Origin of the sequence: Streptomyces sp. NPDC048434 (genome assembly GCF_043200375.1) — a bacterium.
In the GTDB taxonomy this organism is placed as follows: domain Bacteria; phylum Actinomycetota; class Actinomycetes; order Streptomycetales; family Streptomycetaceae; genus Streptomyces.
The window spans coordinates 227,997-243,769 of sequence record NZ_JBICXQ010000010.1 but is presented as its reverse complement, the minus strand read 5'-3'; the positions used below and the strand labels follow the sequence as shown (position 1 = coordinate 243,769).

Here is a 15,773-nt window from a genome sequence, read left to right as displayed (position 1 = left end):
GGGGGCCCACTAACGCAGTGGGGGTGGCGCTTGGCGCGATGTAGGGTCCGTACCCGGGGGGGGCGACCGCGCCCGGGCCTGGGTCGCCGACGGTGGCGGCGCCGGGGGCCGGTCGCCGCCACGGCGGAAGAAGAGCCCTCAGGTCCGGTCCGCCGACACCTTCACCCACACCGCCTTCGACGGTGTCCCCTTCCCGTCCACGGCGTTCAGCATGTACCACCCGGGTGGCACCAGCGACGGGTCCTTGGGCAGTGTGACCGTCACTCCGCCCCCGCCTTTCGCCACCGTGAAGTCCAGCGCGATCGAGCGCTGTTCGACATTGGTGACATGGGTGAACGAGCCGGGGCGGATCAGCCGCATCTTCTTGATGCCGGCGGCGTGCGGGGAGCCGTAGGTCGCGCTGCTGCCGAGCGCGACCGTCCTGGGCCCCTTGTCCGTCAACTCGGGACGCGACTTCCGGTAGAGGTACGGCGGGGTGTAGAGGTCGATCTGCTGCTGGAAAACACCCGGCTTGGTGTTGTCCTTGTCCGCGTAGAGGGAGTCGGAGCCGAAGGTCATCACCCGGCCGTCGGGCAGCAGCAGCGCACCGGAGTGGTAGTTACGGCCCACCAGCGGGTCGGCCACCTGGTGCGCGGAGTTGGTCGCCGGGTCGTACAGCTCCGCCTTGAGGATGTTGGAGTCGCTGCGGCCGCGGTAGCTACCGGAGCCGTTCGTGGTCAGCACGGTGTCGTCCGGCATGATCACGCTGCTCGGGTAGCGGGCCTTCGCATACAGCGGAGGCCCGTCCTTGAAGCGCGGCGACGGGGCGTGCAGATCCACTATGCGGGTCTTGTCCGTCGCCTTCGGGTCCTCGCCGACCCCGCCCCCGCCCAGCACCATGTACCGCTGTTCCTGCGCCGGCGGCAGCAGCACCGACATCGACGTCTCCAGGATCTTCGGATCGCTCATCCCGGGCACGACCTGGAACTTGTTGGACTTCAGGTCCCAGATGCCGGGGGTGCGGCCGATATTGTCCGGGCCGTAGCCGGCGTTGGAGCCGGTGTAGAAGATCCGGCCCTGGTCGGTGAGGAAGAGCGCCGGGTAGGTCGGGAAGAAGCGCCGCTTGGGCAGATAGCTCCACTTCTTCGTCTTCGGGTCGTAGACCTCCTGCTTGCCGGGGACGACCTGCCCGATCTCGTCCAGCCCCGAGACGGAGAGGACCTTGCCGTCCTGCAGCGTGGTGAGCGTCGGATACCAGCGGGCCTCGTTCATCGGGTCGACGGGTATGTAGCGCTCGGCCACCGGGTCGAACTCGAACGAGTCCTTGATCCCTTGGAAGTCCTTCTTGTCGAAGGACAACTTCTGTGCGATGCCGTAGAAGTTGTGGGCAGCCGCGCCGGTCAGGCCGTGAATACGGTAGTTGTCCTGGGAGCCGGTGGAGTGGCTGCGGCCGTCCTTGAGGGCCTCGACATAGACCCGGGCCTCGCTGTGCACCACGGTGACCTTGCCGGTCGCCGGGTTCGTGATCTTCTTCGCCCGCGGCACCACGACCGGGTCCTTGGCGGCGAAGGTCTTGCCGTTCTGCTTGCCGGTGAAGAGCGTGCCGGCCGGGAACGTCTTCGGGCCGTCCGGATCCTCGTTGTAGATGATCATGAGGCCGCCGGCCTTCTTCACATCACCGTTCAGCTTCTCGTAGCGCTGGGTGCCGCCGGCCACCAGGAGCTTGCCGTCCGGGAGCTGGGTGTGCCCGGAGCAGAAGAGGTCCTTGGGCGTGGGGATGTTCTTGAAGGTGTTCTTCTCCGGATCCCACAGGACCGTACGGAACGACTTGGCCTTGAAATTCGCCGCGTTGTTGCCGGAGCCCGCGACCAGCAGCACCTTCCCGGTGTGCAGCAGGGCCGCGTGGATGGTGTTGATGCGGTACTTGTCCGGGACGTTGACGACATCCCAGTGGCCGTTCGCCGCCTTGTACTCGGGCTTGTTGATCTCGTACTGGTGGTACTGCTCCGAGGCGAAGCCGTAGAGGGCCGGCCCGTTCATTGCGGCCAGCGCGAGCACCACCGCCGCCGCTATCGACACTCTGCGGGTGCGACGGCTCGGACGGTACTTCATGTGTGACGTCCCCCAAGGGCGATCTGCAGGGTCTGTTCGGCGGTGAGCGCCGGGTCGGCGGCCTGGTCTGCGGCCTGGTCAGTGGCCGGCGGCGGGTCGGCGGCCGCGGCCGGGTCAGCCGGCCGGCCGGTGGACGGAGCGGCGGCGGGCCCGGCACCTGGTCCGGCGGCCGGAGCGACCGCTTCCGCAACCACCGTGTCCGCGAGGCCCCCACCACCGCCCCCGGCACCGGCATCGCCCCTGACACGGTCCGCGGCACCGTCCGCGGCACTCCCCGTGACACCGGCGGCGGCAGCGCCCGTGTCGGCCGCCGCCCTCCGCTTCCGCCGTTCACCCCGTACGGACAGCCGCCAGGCGATGATCGGCGCGGCGGTGATCAGCAACGCGAGCGTGGCCCAGGTGACCATCGCCGGATGGCTGTGCCCCAGCACGAACGACGCACCCAGCGAGCCCCCGAAGACGAGAAGGAAGAACAGGTGCACCCGGAACGTCCCGAAGAGCGTGTCCGGGCTGGAGGAGTCGCCCTTCGGCGTGACCACGAACTTGCTCTTGCGGCGCAGCACCGTGTCGAACAGCGACCTGGCGTAGATCGGCGCGGACAGCGCGGACATCACCATGCCGGCGATCCCGCCGGAGCCCTCCGGCTCGTGCGGCGAGACATTGTGCCGCCGGTTCCAGATGTACAGGCCGATCTGCAGCGCCGAGGCATTGCCGTAGAGCATCATCCACACCGCCGGATCGATCTGCACACCCGACGCCCCCAGACCCAGGAACAGCGCACAACTCAGCGCCGCCAGAATCCAGTTCAGCGCCGACATCGGGTAGAAGATCACCATCATGGTGTAGTTGAAGAGTCGGCCCGCCGGCAGCGTGAACGGCGCCTTCCAGAACTGCTTGAGGATCGTCTCGTACGTCCCGCGCGACCAGCGCAGCTGCTGGGTGAAGAAGTCGGTCCAGGCCGTGGGCCCCTCGCCGACCGCGAGCACGTCCGGGGTGTAGACGGAGCGCCACTTCTTCCCGGTCCGCGGGTTGCGGTGCCGGTGCATCTCGAAGCCGGTCGCCATGTCCTCGGTGATCGAGTCGTACAGCCCGCCGATCTGCTTCAGCGCGCTGATGCGTACGGCGTTGGACGTACCGACGAACATCGGCGCGCCATAGCGGTTGCCGGCCCGCTGGATCAGCGCATGGAAGAGGAACTGCTGGGACTCGGCGGCCTTGGTGACGAAGGTGTCGTAATTGCCGTACACCTGCGGGCCGATGACGAAGCCGACGTCCGGGTCGCGGAAGAAGCCCAGCATCCGCTCCAGGTAGTTGGGCAGCGGGACATGGTCGGTGTCGACGGAGGCGAAGTAGTCGTAGGCGTCGCCGTGTGCCTGCAGCCAGGCGTTGTAGTTGCCGTGCTTGGTCTTGGCGCGGTGCGGGCCCTTGGGCTGGTTCCACTCCGGGACGCCCTTGCGGCTGAAGTGGTGGACACCCAGGCGCCGGCACACTTCCTTGACCTCGGGGTCGTCGCCCTCGTCCAGCAGCCAGACGTGCAGCAGACCGCGGTGGCGGATCTTGACCGCCGCCTCCAGGGTCTTCGTGACCATGGCGAGGGGTTCCTTGCCCGGCACGAAGGAGGTGAGGAAGGCGACGCGGGTGCCGCTCTCGGGTATGACCGGGACCGGGTCGCGGGCGACCAGGGTGGCGTGCGCGTTGGACAGCACATTCATGCACCGGAAGAACTCGATCAGCCCGATCGAGACCAGCATGACGACGTCCAGCGCCGGAAGGAAGTCATAGGCGGGGTAGTCGCGTTCGGTCCAGTGGCTCGGCTGCATCAGCCAGACCAGCAGCCCGAACGAGAGCAGCGGCGCGGCGCCGAGCAGCAGGGCCGCCCGTATGCGGTGCGGTTCGTCCGCGAGCAACGAGCGGTAGCGGACCTGGTAGGGCTTGTCCGGGTCGGGCCGGGTGAGCGGCCCGGCCAGCCGGCTGTAGTGCTCGTAGTCATAGCGCGGCAGCGGCTTGCGCTGTGTCCGCCGCTGCCAGTGCTGGCGTGGCACGCGCAGGCGAGCCGTGGCCGATGAGTCGTACGGGCGCTGCGGCCGGGAGCCGTCAGGCGGCGAGGTCATGAGTCCATCCCCCCGCACGCAACCTGGGCTGCGTGCCGTTTTGCTGCTGGCCCGAGTCCACGGTCCCCCGCGACCGACTCGGGCGCTCTGGTGCCGGCCACCGTCAGACGGTGGCAGCCATCTTCCGGTTGCGTATGCAACGCTGCCGCGATCCTGCCAAGCGGCGATTTCCCCGTGTTCACATCACGCCAACCGGCGTGCCCGTCTGGTCCCACTCGGCTGGATGCGGTCCTCTTTGCGCCGAGTTACCAGGTCAGGGTCCCTAACCGCCGTCGTGATGGCAAGAGTTGTCCAGGGAATTGTGTACAAGAGTGCGCAAGACGGGGCCGCGTGTGGCGCAGGGCACACTGCTTTGATCCGGAAGTGGGGCTAATTCACCCGCTGTCGATGGATTTCGGGGTAATGGCGGCGCGGCCATTACTCTGCGGTGTGCGGCGGATTCCAGCGCGTAATGGGGCCGTTCCGTACCGGTAATGCCCCCGTCGATCCGCCGTCAACCGGCAAAGACGAACGGCCCGTCGGGGGATTCCCGGTCAGGGCACGGCGGAGGGCGCGAACATCGCCCTGACCTGAACGAACGGCCTGATCAAGTGACTTGAGGGCCCGTGCGTGCGGCAGGGGTCGGCGCCTGCGGGAATTTACCGGCAAGGCGGGCGAGGGGCGGATCCACGACGCGTTCGGCCCGTGCGTCGGCCCGGTGAAGTTACCTGCACGTACGCCGATTTGGCCGAAGGTGCCGGCCACTCCCCGGGGAATCCCTGTCCTCTCGATGCATCGGCGGCGGCCGGTGGGGGGTGCTGGAAGTGAGCCCCCGTCATGACGGTGTCCCCGGGATTTCGGTACCTGCTGTAACGGCGCCGTCGCTGCCCTGGTGGCCGGGGTGGCAGCCGCCGGCCGTGGGCAGGTCCGGGCGGCTCCGAAAAGGCGCGAAATGAGGGAACGACGGGCCTGCGGAGAAAGGTGGCGGGCCTGCGGAGGGAAAGGAAGGAGACCACCGGCGACCGAATCCGTGTGCGATCAGGCAATTACTGTTTGTGATCGCAAGGAAATCGACTACTGCCGTCCGGGAGATCGCGAAGAACGGAGACCCGAGCCGGTTCGAGGCCGGCCGTCCGTATGGTGTCCATGGCGTCCATAGCCTCCATGGCCTCGGCGGTGCCATGGGTGCGGCGGCATCAAGGGCGGCGCTTGCGCCGTTCGGCCTCCGGGCCCGATGCGCGACAAAAGGGGCAACCGGTCATCCGTCCGGCCGACCCCATGACTGAGGCCCCCCGCATGGCGAGGGGCCTCAGTCGTACGTGCGCCGCCAGGGACTCGAACCCCGGACCCGCTGATTAAGAGTCAGCTGCTCTAACCAACTGAGCTAGCGGCGCGCGCTGACCTGGAGAACTTTACACGAACTCAAGAGCTGCTCCGTACCCCCGACCGCGCCGCTCACGCGCCCGGCCCATGTGATCCCGGCCACGCGCGACGGTGTCCGGTCCGTCGGCGATACCTCACGAGCACGGTGTCCCGTATGAGGCAAAAGTCCCTTGGTGTGGAGATCTTCGGCCGCCGGCCCGCCCGAATTACTCCGTGAAGATCGAGTTCATCGATTCCATGGCGGTAGATCATCAGTTGCCCCGTCAACATGCGATATCTCCTGCCGGTTGAGAGGCTGAGACGAACGTCGGGACGAAAGAACTGAACACGCCCGGAGGGTGCCGGGCCATGGCGTCCGTCACTCCTCCGCCGCCTCTTGCAACCCCACCCTCCACAGCTACGTCTGCCAGGACGCGCGCCCCGGACCGGGTCCCCGGGACTCGCCCCTCCGTCGGAAAGGTTGATCGTCATGGTGTCGACAGCCAAGCGCACCCTTGAGATGCAGCTCCTCCTCGGGCCGGACGAAGCAGTTCCGGTGGCCGGCCGGTTCAGCTATCGCAGTGACCGCCCGTACGAGGTCGAGGTCGCGTTCATCAGTCGTGGCCAGAAGGTGGCCACCTGGCTGTTCGCCCGTGATCTGCTGCTGGCGGGGCTGTACGACGAAGCAGGTGAGGGGGACGTACGGGTGTGGCCCTTCCGCCTGCCGGGCGCATCGCGCCGCGTACATATTGAGCTGTCCACCGATGACAGCGTGTGCGAGCTGTCGGTACGCGCGATCGAGCTGACCGCCTGGCTGGAGCAGACCGCGGCGATCGTCCCGCCCGGCCATGAGGACCGCTATCTCGACATGGACACCCACCTGGCCCGGCTGTTCGCCGGGAAGTGCTGATGGGGGACAGGGCGATCATGACCACGACCACGAGCATGACCACGAGCACGACTCCGACCCCGGCGACGACTGCGCCTGGAACCGTGGGCGCGACCCGGGCTGCGGGGGTGCCCGCGGCCAGGTCTGCGGCCACGGCCGGGGCCGGGCCATCGACCGGGCCGGCGACCACGGCCGGACCTGCGGGTGTGCCGGCGACCGCTCCCGGGGCCGGTGTACGGTCCGGCCCGTCCGGCCCGTCCGGTACGTCCAGTGCCGCCGGCCCGTCTGCCGTGCCGGCGGCGAGCTCCGGAACCCCGGCCCGCACACCGGATCCCGGCCCCGGCATACCGTCGGCCGTTCCCCCAGCTCCCGCTGTTCCCGCGGCTCCCGCCGCTCCCGTCACCTCCTCCCCGCACGATCCCTGTGCCCACGGCTTTCTGCCCGAGCGGCCACCCGTTCGTTCCATGATCGGAACCTGGACCCGGCTGGACGCCATGGCGCGCGCGGCCGCCGTCGTACCCGACCGGGACGCCGCCATCGCGCTCGTCGAACGCGCTCATCGCGCCGAGGAGTTGTCCGCCCTGCGGCAGCGCGTCTCCCGTCTCTCCCTGCGCAACGCGGAGGCTGCCGCCATGCGGATCGCGGTGATCGCGGTCTCCTGCGGCTGGGGTGGACTCGACCCGCAGGCTCCGGCCGCTCGCGAGGTCGCCGACGCCGCGTTTCTCGAACTGTGGGCGGCGGTCGCGCACCGTATCGACCACGATCAGTTCGTCGCCCTGCCCACCCTCGCGCTCCACAACTGGGTCCCCGAACGCAAACCCCGCCGCCACATCCCCATCGATCAACTGGCCCGTACCGAAGTGCTCGTGCCGATCGTCCGCTGGGCTCCGGAGGGCCAGCCGCTCAGCCGGCTGGACCGGTTGATGCTGGCCGCCACCCGCCTGGAGGCGCACGGGATCTGGCTCTTCCGGCTCGCCGAGACCCTTGCGGGCCGGTCGCCTGACGACTCCTCCACCCCGACGGCGCTGCGCCGCCTGGTCCGTGTCCAGCATGCGCTGCGCGCCCAGCTCCTGGCCGAGGCGACGGAACTGGCGGCCGCGCCGGCCACGCCGCAGCAGCGTGCGGTGCTCGGCGCGCTCGCCGAACAGGGCGCCCTGGAGCCGCCGGTACTCCAGGCCGCCGAGGCGGTGCTGGGCATCGGCGGACGCCGTATGGGCGAGGGCAGACGTCAGCTGCTGCGTCGCCATCTCCCGGCGCAGCACCGTGCCTGGCTCAGCGCGATGGACCGCCACTGCGCGCCCGTACGCACCCTCGCCCACCGTGGCGGCCCCGATGCCGCCGTCTACCGCGAGGCCCAGGAGTCCCTGATCGCGCTCCGCCGCACCTACACGGCCCTCGTACAGGCCGCCGCCCGCCCCACCACAGCCCCGCTCACGGTGGCAGCCTGACGCCGACCCGACCGACCCCACTCGCGGCCCGACCCGATCCGGCCCGACCCGCGGCCTGCCCCGACACCCGGCCCGCCCCGCGGACGGCCCGGTCCGTCGCGCCCGCCTCGCCGCTCCCGACAGGCGGCCGACGCGGGTCCGGCACAGAACCGGTCATTGGTCTGGACATGGCAATGCCGCGCCCTTAGTCTGCGGTTTGGTCTAGACCGCGGTTCGGCGTCGCAGTTCGGCGTCGCAGTGCACTGCATTTCTCCCGGCTCATGGAACTCCCCCCACGTTCTTCAGGAGCGAAGCATGCGCAAAAAGATCAGTGCTGCCGTGATCGGCCTCGGCGTCGTCGGTGTTTCCCTTCTCGCTACGGGCAGCGCCTCCAGCCACGGCTACAGCGACGCGCCGCCCAGTCGGCAGGCGCTCTGCGCCAACGGCACCGTCAAGGATTGCGGCGCGATCCAGTACGAACCGCAGAGCGTAGAGGCTCCCAAGGGCTTCCCGGCCGCCGGCCCGGCGGACGGCAAGATCTGTTCCGGCGGGCATGAGAACTTCGCCGAGCTGGACGATCCGCGCGGCGGCAACTGGCCCGGCACCAAGCTCTCGCCCGGGCAGGGCTACACCTTCACCTGGCGGCTGACGGCGCGGCACTCCACCACGGACTTCGAGTACTTCATCACCAAGGACGGCTACGACCCCGGCAAGCCGCTCACCCGCGCCGACCTGGAACCCGAACCGTTCATGACGGTCCCGATGGGCGGCGCACAGCCGGGCGAGACCGTCCAGCACCAGGGCACCGTCCCCACCCAGAAGTCCGGCCGCCACATCATCCTCGGCGTCTGGAACATCGCCGACACGGGCAACGCCTTCTACGCCTGCTCGGACGTCGACCTCTCCTGAGGCCACCCCGCGCGCCGGACCGCAGCACGCCACCCCCAGCCGGGCCTCCCCGCTTCCCCGGGGAGGCCCGGTCCGGTCGTGCGCCGTCGGCGGCGGGTCCGGCCTGGCCGAGGGCCGGCAGTCCCCTTCCCCCGCCCGACGTCCGCCCGCCCCCGCTCCACATCTGACGCTACGTCATCTACCCTGCGGCGCCATGGCAACCAACGGCACCAGCGGGATGGGCAGTTCCGGCGCCGCGACCGTCGCGGAGCTCGTACAGGCGCAGTGGGGTGATCACCGGGTGGGCGCGAAGTACGGGGATCTCCGGCTCACCCATCACGAGCTGGCGGGCGGTGCCGCCGCGCGGGCGGCGCTGCTGGGGGAGCTGCTGCCGCGTGGTGCACCGGCACACCTCGGGGTGTTGCTCGGCAATGTGCCCGAGTACCCGCTCTGGCTGAGTGCCGCGGCGCTCGCCGGGGCCGCCGTCGCCGGGATCAACCCCACGCGCCGCGGGCCGGAGCTCGCCCGCGACATCAGCCATACCGACTGCGCGCTGCTGATCACCGAACGCGCCCTGCTGCCGCTGCTCGTCGGCCTGGACCTCCCCGTCCCGCCCGAGCGGATCCTCGTCGTGGACGACCCGGCTTACCGGGAGCTGCTCGCGCCGTACGAGGGCACCGCGCCCGGCGAGATCATGACCGGCGGCCGCACCCGTACCCCGACGCCCGACTCCCGGATGCTGCTCTACTTCACCTCCGGCTCCACCGGCGCGCCCAAGGCCGCCCTGTGCACCCAGGGCCGGCTGGCCGCCGCCGGACGCTCGCTGGCCGGGTATCTCGGGGTGCGCCGGGACGACGTCCACTACCTCTGTATGCCGATGTTCCACGGCAACGCGGTGATCGCCGGCTGGGCCCCGGCACTGGCCGGCGGCGCCGCCGTGGCGCTGCGCCGCCGCTTCTCGGCCTCCGCCTTCCTCCCCGATGTACGCCACTACGGGGCCACCTACTTCACCTACGTCGGCCGGGCCGTGCAGTATGTGCTCGCCACCCCGCCCGCCCCCGACGACCGGGACCACCGGCTGCGCTGCGGGTTCGGCACCGAGGCCGGCACCGTCGATGCCGCCCGCTTCGCCGAACGGTTCGGCGTCCGCCTGACGGAGGGGTACGGCTCCTCCGAGGGCGGCGCCGCGATCCAGCGCACACCGGACACCCCGCCCGGCGCCATCGGCCGGCCCGCCCCCGGAGACGATCTCGCCGTCGTCGACCCGGAGACCGGCGCCGAGCTGCCGCGCGCCCGCCTCGGCCCGGCCGGCCGGCTGCTGAACGGGGACCGGGCGATAGGGGAGCTGGTCAACCGCGGCCGCAGCTCCTTCGAGGGCTACTGGCGCAACCCCGAGGCGACCGCCGCCCGCACCCGCGGCCGGGGCGAGGGGCAGGTCGGCGCGGGCTGGTACTGGACCGGTGATCTCTTCTACCGGGACACCGAGGGGTTCTTCCACTTCGCCGGGCGCACGGATGACCGGCTGCGGGTCGACAGCGAGAATCTGGCCGTCGCGGTGATCGAGAACATCCTCGCCCGCTACGCCCCGGCCGCCGGCGTGGCCGTGTACGCGGTGCCCGACCCCGTCGCCGGGGACCAGGTCATGGCGGCCCTGGCCCTGCGGGACGGCGCCGCGTTCGATCCGGACGACTTCGTGGCCTTTCTCGCCGCCCAGCCCGATCTCGGGACGAAGATGGCGCCCCGGTTCGTACGGACCGTGGACGCGCTGCCGGTGACGGCCACCCACAAGGTGCATCGGGCCGCCCTGCGGCGGGCCGGTTTCCGCTGCCCGGAGCCGGTCTGGTGGTCCCCGGTCACCTCGGCGGACCCGGCCGGGTCCGCCGCCACTGCCGTCCCGGCCGGAAGCGCGTACCGCCCGTTCAGCGCCGGGGACCGGGCTGCACTGCTGGCGCTGTATCGCGAGCACGGCCGGGGCCCGCTGCTGGACCGCTGACCCCGGTGGCCGGGGAGCGGATGCCCTGCCCCGGACCGGATTCGCCGCTCCCCGGAACGGACGCCCCGCCCCGGACGGGACGCCCCGCCCCGGACGGGATGCCCCGCCTCCGGCCGCTGATCCGGCCCACCCCGTCACGACAAACAAAATGGGCGTTCCCGGAGAACCGGAAACGCCCACTCGATACGTGCGCCGCCAGGGACTCGAACCCCGGACCCGCTGATTAAGAGTCAGCTGCTCTAACCAACTGAGCTAGCGGCGCGCGCTGACGAAAGAAATACTACCTGGCCGAGACGGGTGCTGATGACCACGGCAGCCGGGGAGGGCGAACGGCGCCGCCGACCGGTCCGTTCCGTGCCGGCCCGGCTCGCCCCCGGCTCAGATGGCCAGCGACAGCAGTACCGGAGCGGCCTGACGGTTGAGGGCGTCGGCGGCCTGGCGCAGACGGTGGGCGTGCTCCAGCGGCATGGAGAGGGCGAGGCAGCCGACCGTCGCGCCGGCGGTGATCGGTACGGCCGCGCAGACCGTGCCGACGGCGTACTCCTGCAGGTCGAGGACGGGCACCGTGGCCGGCTGGCTGTCGAGCTTGTGGAACAGGACCTTCTCGTTGGTGATCGTCCGGGAGGTGAGCCGGGCGGTCTTGTGGCGTGAGAGGTGGTCCTTGCGGCCGTCGTGGTCGAGCTGCGCCAGCAGGCATTTGCCGACCGCGCTGGCATGCGCCGTGCGGTGGAACTCCGCCCACTCGTTGACCTTGGGGGCCAGCGGTCCGTCCGCGTAGTGCAGGATCTTCACCTCGCCGTCGATGTACCGGCTGATGTAGACCGCCGCGCCGACCGAGTCGCGCAGGTGGTCGAGGGTGAGCTGCAGCTTTTCGCGCAGGGCCTGGTCGCGGTCGCCGCCCGCTCCCAGGAGCAGGAGCGATTCGCCGACGACATACGCCCCGTCGGTGACCTGCTCGACATAGCCCTCGCGCCGGAGCATCGACAGCATGTGGGCGAGCTGGCCCGGGGACAGGCCCGCTTCGCGGGCGATCTGCGCATCGGTCACGCCATCGGCGTGCCTGGAGATCGTTTCGAGCACGCGAAGGGCGTACTGCACCGAATGGAACGGCGCGGTCGGCTCGGGCTTCAGCGCCACGGTGTCCCCCTAGCAGGTTGTTACCGCTTGCGTCAGGACCGTCGTTGGTGGTCCCGGCCGGCGCCTGCGCGGCCGATCCCGGATAACGGCGTGCTCTCACGATAGCGGTCAACGGCCCTCGATGGAGGGGGTCTTGACTGAAAAGAGTCGTGCCCGGCGTTTCTGTACTGGGGCTTGAGACTTTGGCATATGCCAAGGTCATGAGGCTCCGGATGGCCTGGCACTTTGCGCCGCGCCGCACCGGGATGCCCCGGTGCGGCGCGGGGGAGGGCCCGGGGAGGGTACGGAACCGGCCACATCGGTGGCCGGTTCCGCGAGGCGACGTCCGTTACGTCTGCATCATCTTCTCGCCGCTGGTGCCCTTCAGTTTGCTGCCCTTCCACTTGGTGACGTACCAGAGGAAGACATGGCCCTCGGCCATCTTGCGGTCGAAGTTGCAGACCTTCCAGCCGCCTTTGTAGTTGCCGTAGCAGCGGAATCCGGGCTGGCCCTTGCTGTTGACCGAACCGCGCACCTCGATGCGCATACCGTCGCGGGCCTTGTCACGGAGCCAGACCCGGTCGCCCTTCTTCTTGAAGCAGGCCACGCCCGCCGTCTTGCGGCCGTTGTTGATGAAGTTGCAGCCGCCGTCGAGCTTGGGGGACTTCTTGGTGGCCCTTGCCTTCTGGCTGTGCACGGTTTTCTTGGTGTGCACGGTCTGCTGCGCAGAGGCGGAACCCGCGAAGGATCCGGCCAGGGTGGTGGCGGCGAGAGCGGCCACCGCGCCACGCGCGATCATGGAGCGCATACGCATCTGCCTTTGCTGGTCGTGGGCGTGATGAGGCCTCAGCGGACCGAGGCCGGTGAGCGTGCGGGACGCGGCCCGGCTCAGCCGTGAAGCGCCTTGCTCCACACGCTCTTGTGCTTTCCGGAGCCCCAGGCGCCGGTGACCTTGGTGCGCCACTTCTGGATGGGCATATCGTCCTTGACGGCCCTGGTGGCGACGAAACAAGACTTCTTGTGGTTACCGCACTTGGCCTTCGCCACCTTCTTCTTGCCCTTGTAGAGGGTGACGACGAGCTTCGTGTAGGCGGGCTTGTAGTTGCACTCGATCGCGCCGTTGCCGAACTTGTCGGTCTTCCGGTCGACGCGGTCGGTATAGGCGGAGACCTTGCAGGTCTTCTTCAGCACGGCGGGGCCGTGATCGGCGGCCGCCGTAGCGGGGGAAGCCATTCCCGTCGTACCGAGAATGCTCACGGCCGCCGCACCCACCAAAAGTGCGCGGGATGCCTTGTGTACGCGCATGCTGCCTCCCGTTCGAATGTCTTCATGAAGCGAAAGACGCCGTCCGGCCGCGGGTATGTCAGGAGTCCGGAAAAGGCGTCCCCGCCGGTGAATCGCCTCATAGTCTTGAGGAATCCGGCGGGGCGGCCAATGTCAGGTTGATGTCAGTTCGCTGACGGTTGCCGACCCTCATGGGCGATCCGCAGACCGTAACCGCGGACGGACTCGATCCCGACGTCGACACCGGCCCTTTCCAGCTTCCGGCGCAGCCGTCGTACGGCGCTGTGAATCACCGTGGTGTCCACTCCGCAGGACGCTCCCCAGACGTCCTGGACGAGTTCCTGGAAGGAGGCCACGCTGCCGCCGTGCCGGGCGAGGCAGCGCAGCAGGCCGATCTCCTGTGCGGTCAGCTCCAGCGGCGCGCCGCACCACAGCGCCCGCTGCTCCTGCGGCCGGATCTCCAGCCGGCCCACCCGCAGCGGGTCCGGCCGCGGGGTGTCCGCGGCGGACGCGCCGGACGGCTCGCCGTCCATCAGGCGTCTGGCCTGGTCGAGATCGCGGACGAGCAGGACCGGGAGATTGCTGTGCAGCAGTTCGTTGAGCTGCTCGATGTCGTCGACGGTGTCCGCGACGACGACGGCGTAGGCGTCCTGGTGCCGAAGCGGCGATTCCTGAGTATGCACGCGCATCAGCTCCTCAGGGGTTTACCAGGAGGGAAAACGCGCCGTGCCGGGCGCGCCTTTCTGACTGTTTTCCGGAATGCGCTGACTCCGTGGCGAAAAATGAGACGTTCACGTCTCCACTGTCCTTCCCATGGAAAAGGGACCCCGTTGTTGTGCTCGCGGACAGAATTCTGTGGCGTGAAACCTGAGGTACGACACCTGCGGTGGGCACCCGGTCAAGACGCCCGGTACGGCCCGACTCCGCGCCATCACCCTGGTCATGAGGTGGTGTCAGGCGCGTCCGCAGACCGTACACAGACGGTAGACCGTAGACCTGATTTCAGCCATGGGTCATCGACTTGAGGAACTGTTGAGCATGCGGCGACGGGCCGGCCGCGTGCGAGATTCCCCGCACCCCGCCCAGGGGCGCGGGGCGATATTCCGGAATTTGGCCGCGATGGTGCCGGTGTGCGGAAATGAGAAAGGGTGGTGCATCCCCCGGAGGGGACGCACCACCCGGACTCGGCGTCTAGCGGCCGCGGTTCACAGCACGGCGCTCAGGAATTCCCGGGTGCGCTCGTGCTCCGGCTCCGTGAAGATCTTTTCCGGAGAACCGGATTCGATGACCCGGCCCGCGTCGAACATCAGGACGTCGTCGGAGATGTCCCGGGCGAAGTTCATCTCATGGGTGACGCAGAGCATGGTGATGTCCGTGGTGTGCGCGATGTCCCGCAGGACGTCCAGCACCCCGGCCACCAGCTCCGGGTCGAGCGCGGAGGTCACCTCGTCCAGCAGCAGCACCTGCGGGCGCATCGCCAGCGCCCGGGCGATGGCGACCCGCTGCTGCTGGCCGCCGGAGAGCTGGGTGGGGTACTTGTCGAGATGCTCGGTCAGGCCCACCAGGTCGAGGAGTTCGCGGGCGCGCTCCTCGGCGGCGTCCTTGTCCAGCCCGAGGACGTGCACCGGCGCCTCGGTGATGTTCCGCAGCACCTTCATGTTCGGGAAGAGATTGAACTGCTGGAACACCATGCCGATGTTCTTGCGGACCTCCCGGACGTGCTTCTCCCCGGCCGCGACGAGCTTGCCGCCCTTCTCCTCGTGCGTCAGATACTCGCCGCCGACCTTGATGGTGCCCTCGTCCGGCTTCAGCAGCGTCATCAGCAGCCGCAGAATCGTGGTCTTGCCGGACCCGGACGGGCCGATGAGGGTGACGTGTTTGCCCGACGAGACGGTGAAGTCCAGGGAGTCCAGAACGGTGTTGGTCCCGAACCGCTTGGTGACCTTGTCGAAGCGGATCAGCTCGGTGCCGTCCACCGCCGGGTTGGCCGTTTCTTTTGAGGGGGTGCTGTCAGCGGACAAGACGACGCTCCAGGGCTCGCAGGAGGAGAGAAGTGGGGTAGGAGATGACCACGAAGAGGATGCCGACGATGGTGATCGGCTCCAGGTAGTCGAAGGTGGTGGCGCTGATGCTGTTCGCCTGGAAGAGCATGTCGGCGACGGTGATACCGGCCAGCAGCGGCGTGTCCTTGAACATCGCGATGACGTAGTTGCCCAGCGCGGGCACCACCCGGCGGAACGCCTGCGGCAGGATCACCGCGGTCCAGGTGCGCCGGCGCGGCAGGTTCAGCGCCGTCGCGGCCTCCCACTGGCCGGGCGGCACACCCTCGATACCGGCGCGGTAGACCTCGGAGGTGTACGTCGAGTAGTGCAGGCCCAGGCCGATCACGCCCGTGGTCAGCGGCGAGAAGGCCAGCCCCCAGCCCGGCAGGACGAAGAACAGGAAGAACAGCTGCACCAGCAGCGGGGTGTTGCGGATGAACTCGACGAAGATGCTGACCGGCCAGGTCACCCAGCGGCTGCGCGAGCGCAGGGCCAGCGCCCACACCAGCCCGAGCGCGAAGGACACCAGCGAGCCGTAGATCGTTGCCTGGACGGTGATCCACAGGCCTTTGAGGATGTCGGGCATGATCT

12 protein-coding genes and 2 tRNA genes are annotated in these 15,773 nt (G+C 69.3%); 4 read left to right on the top strand and 10 right to left on the bottom strand.

Going from position 1 to position 15,773, the window contains the following annotated elements; genetic code table 11:
- Window positions 1–138 precede the first annotated feature (138 nt).
- The 3 genes from ACGFWI_RS14745 to ACGFWI_RS14735 all read right to left on the bottom strand — a co-directional run bounded on the left by ACGFWI_RS14745 (window position 139) and on the right by ACGFWI_RS14735 (window position 5,575).
- On the bottom strand, window positions 139–2,091 hold the full coding sequence (locus ACGFWI_RS14745; protein ID WP_393906334.1) for a galactose oxidase-like domain-containing protein: 1,953 nt from the start codon (window positions 2,089–2,091) through the stop codon (window positions 139–141).
- Complete coding sequence (locus ACGFWI_RS14740; RefSeq protein ID WP_393906333.1) at window positions 2,088–4,202, bottom strand: glycosyltransferase family 2 protein; 2,115 nt, start codon at window positions 4,200–4,202, stop codon at window positions 2,088–2,090. Before ACGFWI_RS14740 ends, ACGFWI_RS14745 begins: the two co-directional genes overlap by 4 nt.
- Before the next feature lie 1,299 nt (window positions 4,203–5,501).
- Window positions 5,502–5,575 (bottom strand) — tRNA-Lys (locus ACGFWI_RS14735).
- Between the two features lie 458 nt (window positions 5,576–6,033).
- Here ACGFWI_RS14735 and ACGFWI_RS14730 point away from each other — a divergent pair.
- The 4 genes from ACGFWI_RS14730 (at window position 6,034) to ACGFWI_RS14715 (ending at window position 10,740) form a co-directional block, all read left to right on the top strand.
- A complete protein-coding gene (locus ACGFWI_RS14730; protein ID WP_393906332.1) occupies window positions 6,034–6,453 on the top strand; it encodes an SsgA family sporulation/cell division regulator in 420 nt (139 codons plus the stop codon).
- A gap of 443 nt (window positions 6,454–6,896) precedes the next feature.
- Window positions 6,897–7,880 carry a hypothetical protein gene (locus ACGFWI_RS14725; protein WP_393906331.1) on the top strand — a complete coding sequence of 328 codons (984 nt, stop codon included), beginning with the start codon at window positions 6,897–6,899 and terminating at the stop codon, window positions 7,878–7,880.
- Window positions 7,881–8,174: 294 nt separating this feature from the next.
- Entirely contained in the window at window positions 8,175–8,768 is a 594-nt protein-coding gene (locus tag ACGFWI_RS14720; protein ID WP_393906330.1) for a lytic polysaccharide monooxygenase, read from the top strand.
- A 217-nt stretch (window positions 8,769–8,985) separates the two neighbouring features.
- Entirely contained in the window at window positions 8,986–10,740 is a 1,755-nt protein-coding gene (locus ACGFWI_RS14715; RefSeq protein ID WP_393906345.1) for an AMP-binding protein, read from the top strand.
- 188 nt (window positions 10,741–10,928) lie between these two features.
- Here the strand turns inward: ACGFWI_RS14715 and ACGFWI_RS14710 are convergent.
- The 7 genes from ACGFWI_RS14710 to ehuD form a co-directional block, all read right to left on the bottom strand.
- Window positions 10,929–11,002: transfer RNA gene (locus ACGFWI_RS14710), tRNA-Lys, on the bottom strand.
- Window positions 11,003–11,118: 116 nt separating this feature from the next.
- Window positions 11,119–11,877, bottom strand: coding sequence for an IclR family transcriptional regulator (locus tag ACGFWI_RS14705; RefSeq protein ID WP_393906329.1), 759 nt, complete (start codon window positions 11,875–11,877; stop codon window positions 11,119–11,121).
- A gap of 328 nt (window positions 11,878–12,205) precedes the next feature.
- On the bottom strand, window positions 12,206–12,664 hold the full coding sequence (locus ACGFWI_RS14700) for a hypothetical protein (RefSeq protein ID WP_393906328.1): 459 nt from the start codon (window positions 12,662–12,664) through the stop codon (window positions 12,206–12,208).
- A gap of 80 nt (window positions 12,665–12,744) precedes the next feature.
- Complete coding sequence (locus ACGFWI_RS14695; protein WP_393906327.1) at window positions 12,745–13,161, bottom strand: hypothetical protein; 417 nt, start codon at window positions 13,159–13,161, stop codon at window positions 12,745–12,747.
- Window positions 13,162–13,304: 143 nt separating this feature from the next.
- Window positions 13,305–13,823, bottom strand: a complete 519-nt coding sequence (locus tag ACGFWI_RS14690; protein ID WP_393906326.1) for a winged helix-turn-helix domain-containing protein — start codon at window positions 13,821–13,823, stop codon at window positions 13,305–13,307.
- Window positions 13,824–14,345: 522 nt separating this feature from the next.
- The gene (gene ehuA / locus ACGFWI_RS14685; RefSeq protein WP_393906325.1) at window positions 14,346–15,161 is read right to left on the bottom strand and encodes an ectoine/hydroxyectoine ABC transporter ATP-binding protein EhuA; all 816 of its coding nucleotides are present in this window, start codon (window positions 15,159–15,161) and stop codon (window positions 14,346–14,348) included.
- Window positions 15,151–15,768, bottom strand: coding sequence for an ectoine/hydroxyectoine ABC transporter permease subunit EhuD (gene ehuD / locus ACGFWI_RS14680; protein WP_393906344.1), 618 nt, complete (start codon window positions 15,766–15,768; stop codon window positions 15,151–15,153). Before ehuD ends, ehuA begins: the two co-directional genes overlap by 11 nt.
- Between the last annotated feature and the right edge of the window lie 5 nt (window positions 15,769–15,773).

Bases quoted from the DNA above. Each gene is read 5' to 3' on its own strand.
- ehuD (WP_393906344.1), bottom strand. From the start codon at position 15,768: ATGCCCGACATCCTCAAAGGCCTGTGGATCACCGTCCAGGCAACGATC.
- ACGFWI_RS14700 (WP_393906328.1), bottom strand. From the start codon at position 12,664: ATGCGCTCCATGATCGCGCGTGGCGCGGTGGCCGCTCTCGCCGCCACC.
- ACGFWI_RS14715 (WP_393906345.1), top strand. From the start codon at position 8,986: ATGGGCAGTTCCGGCGCCGCGACCGTCGCGGAGCTCGTACAGGCGCAG.
- ACGFWI_RS14740 (WP_393906333.1), bottom strand. From the start codon at position 4,202: ATGACCTCGCCGCCTGACGGCTCCCGGCCGCAGCGCCCGTACGACTCA.
- ACGFWI_RS14730 (WP_393906332.1), top strand. From the start codon at position 6,034: ATGGTGTCGACAGCCAAGCGCACCCTTGAGATGCAGCTCCTCCTCGGG.
- ACGFWI_RS14745 (WP_393906334.1), bottom strand. From the start codon at position 2,091: ATGAAGTACCGTCCGAGCCGTCGCACCCGCAGAGTGTCGATAGCGGCG.
- ACGFWI_RS14695 (WP_393906327.1), bottom strand. From the start codon at position 13,161: ATGCGCGTACACAAGGCATCCCGCGCACTTTTGGTGGGTGCGGCGGCC.
- ACGFWI_RS14720 (WP_393906330.1), top strand. From the start codon at position 8,175: ATGCGCAAAAAGATCAGTGCTGCCGTGATCGGCCTCGGCGTCGTCGGT.
- ACGFWI_RS14725 (WP_393906331.1), top strand. From the start codon at position 6,897: ATGATCGGAACCTGGACCCGGCTGGACGCCATGGCGCGCGCGGCCGCC.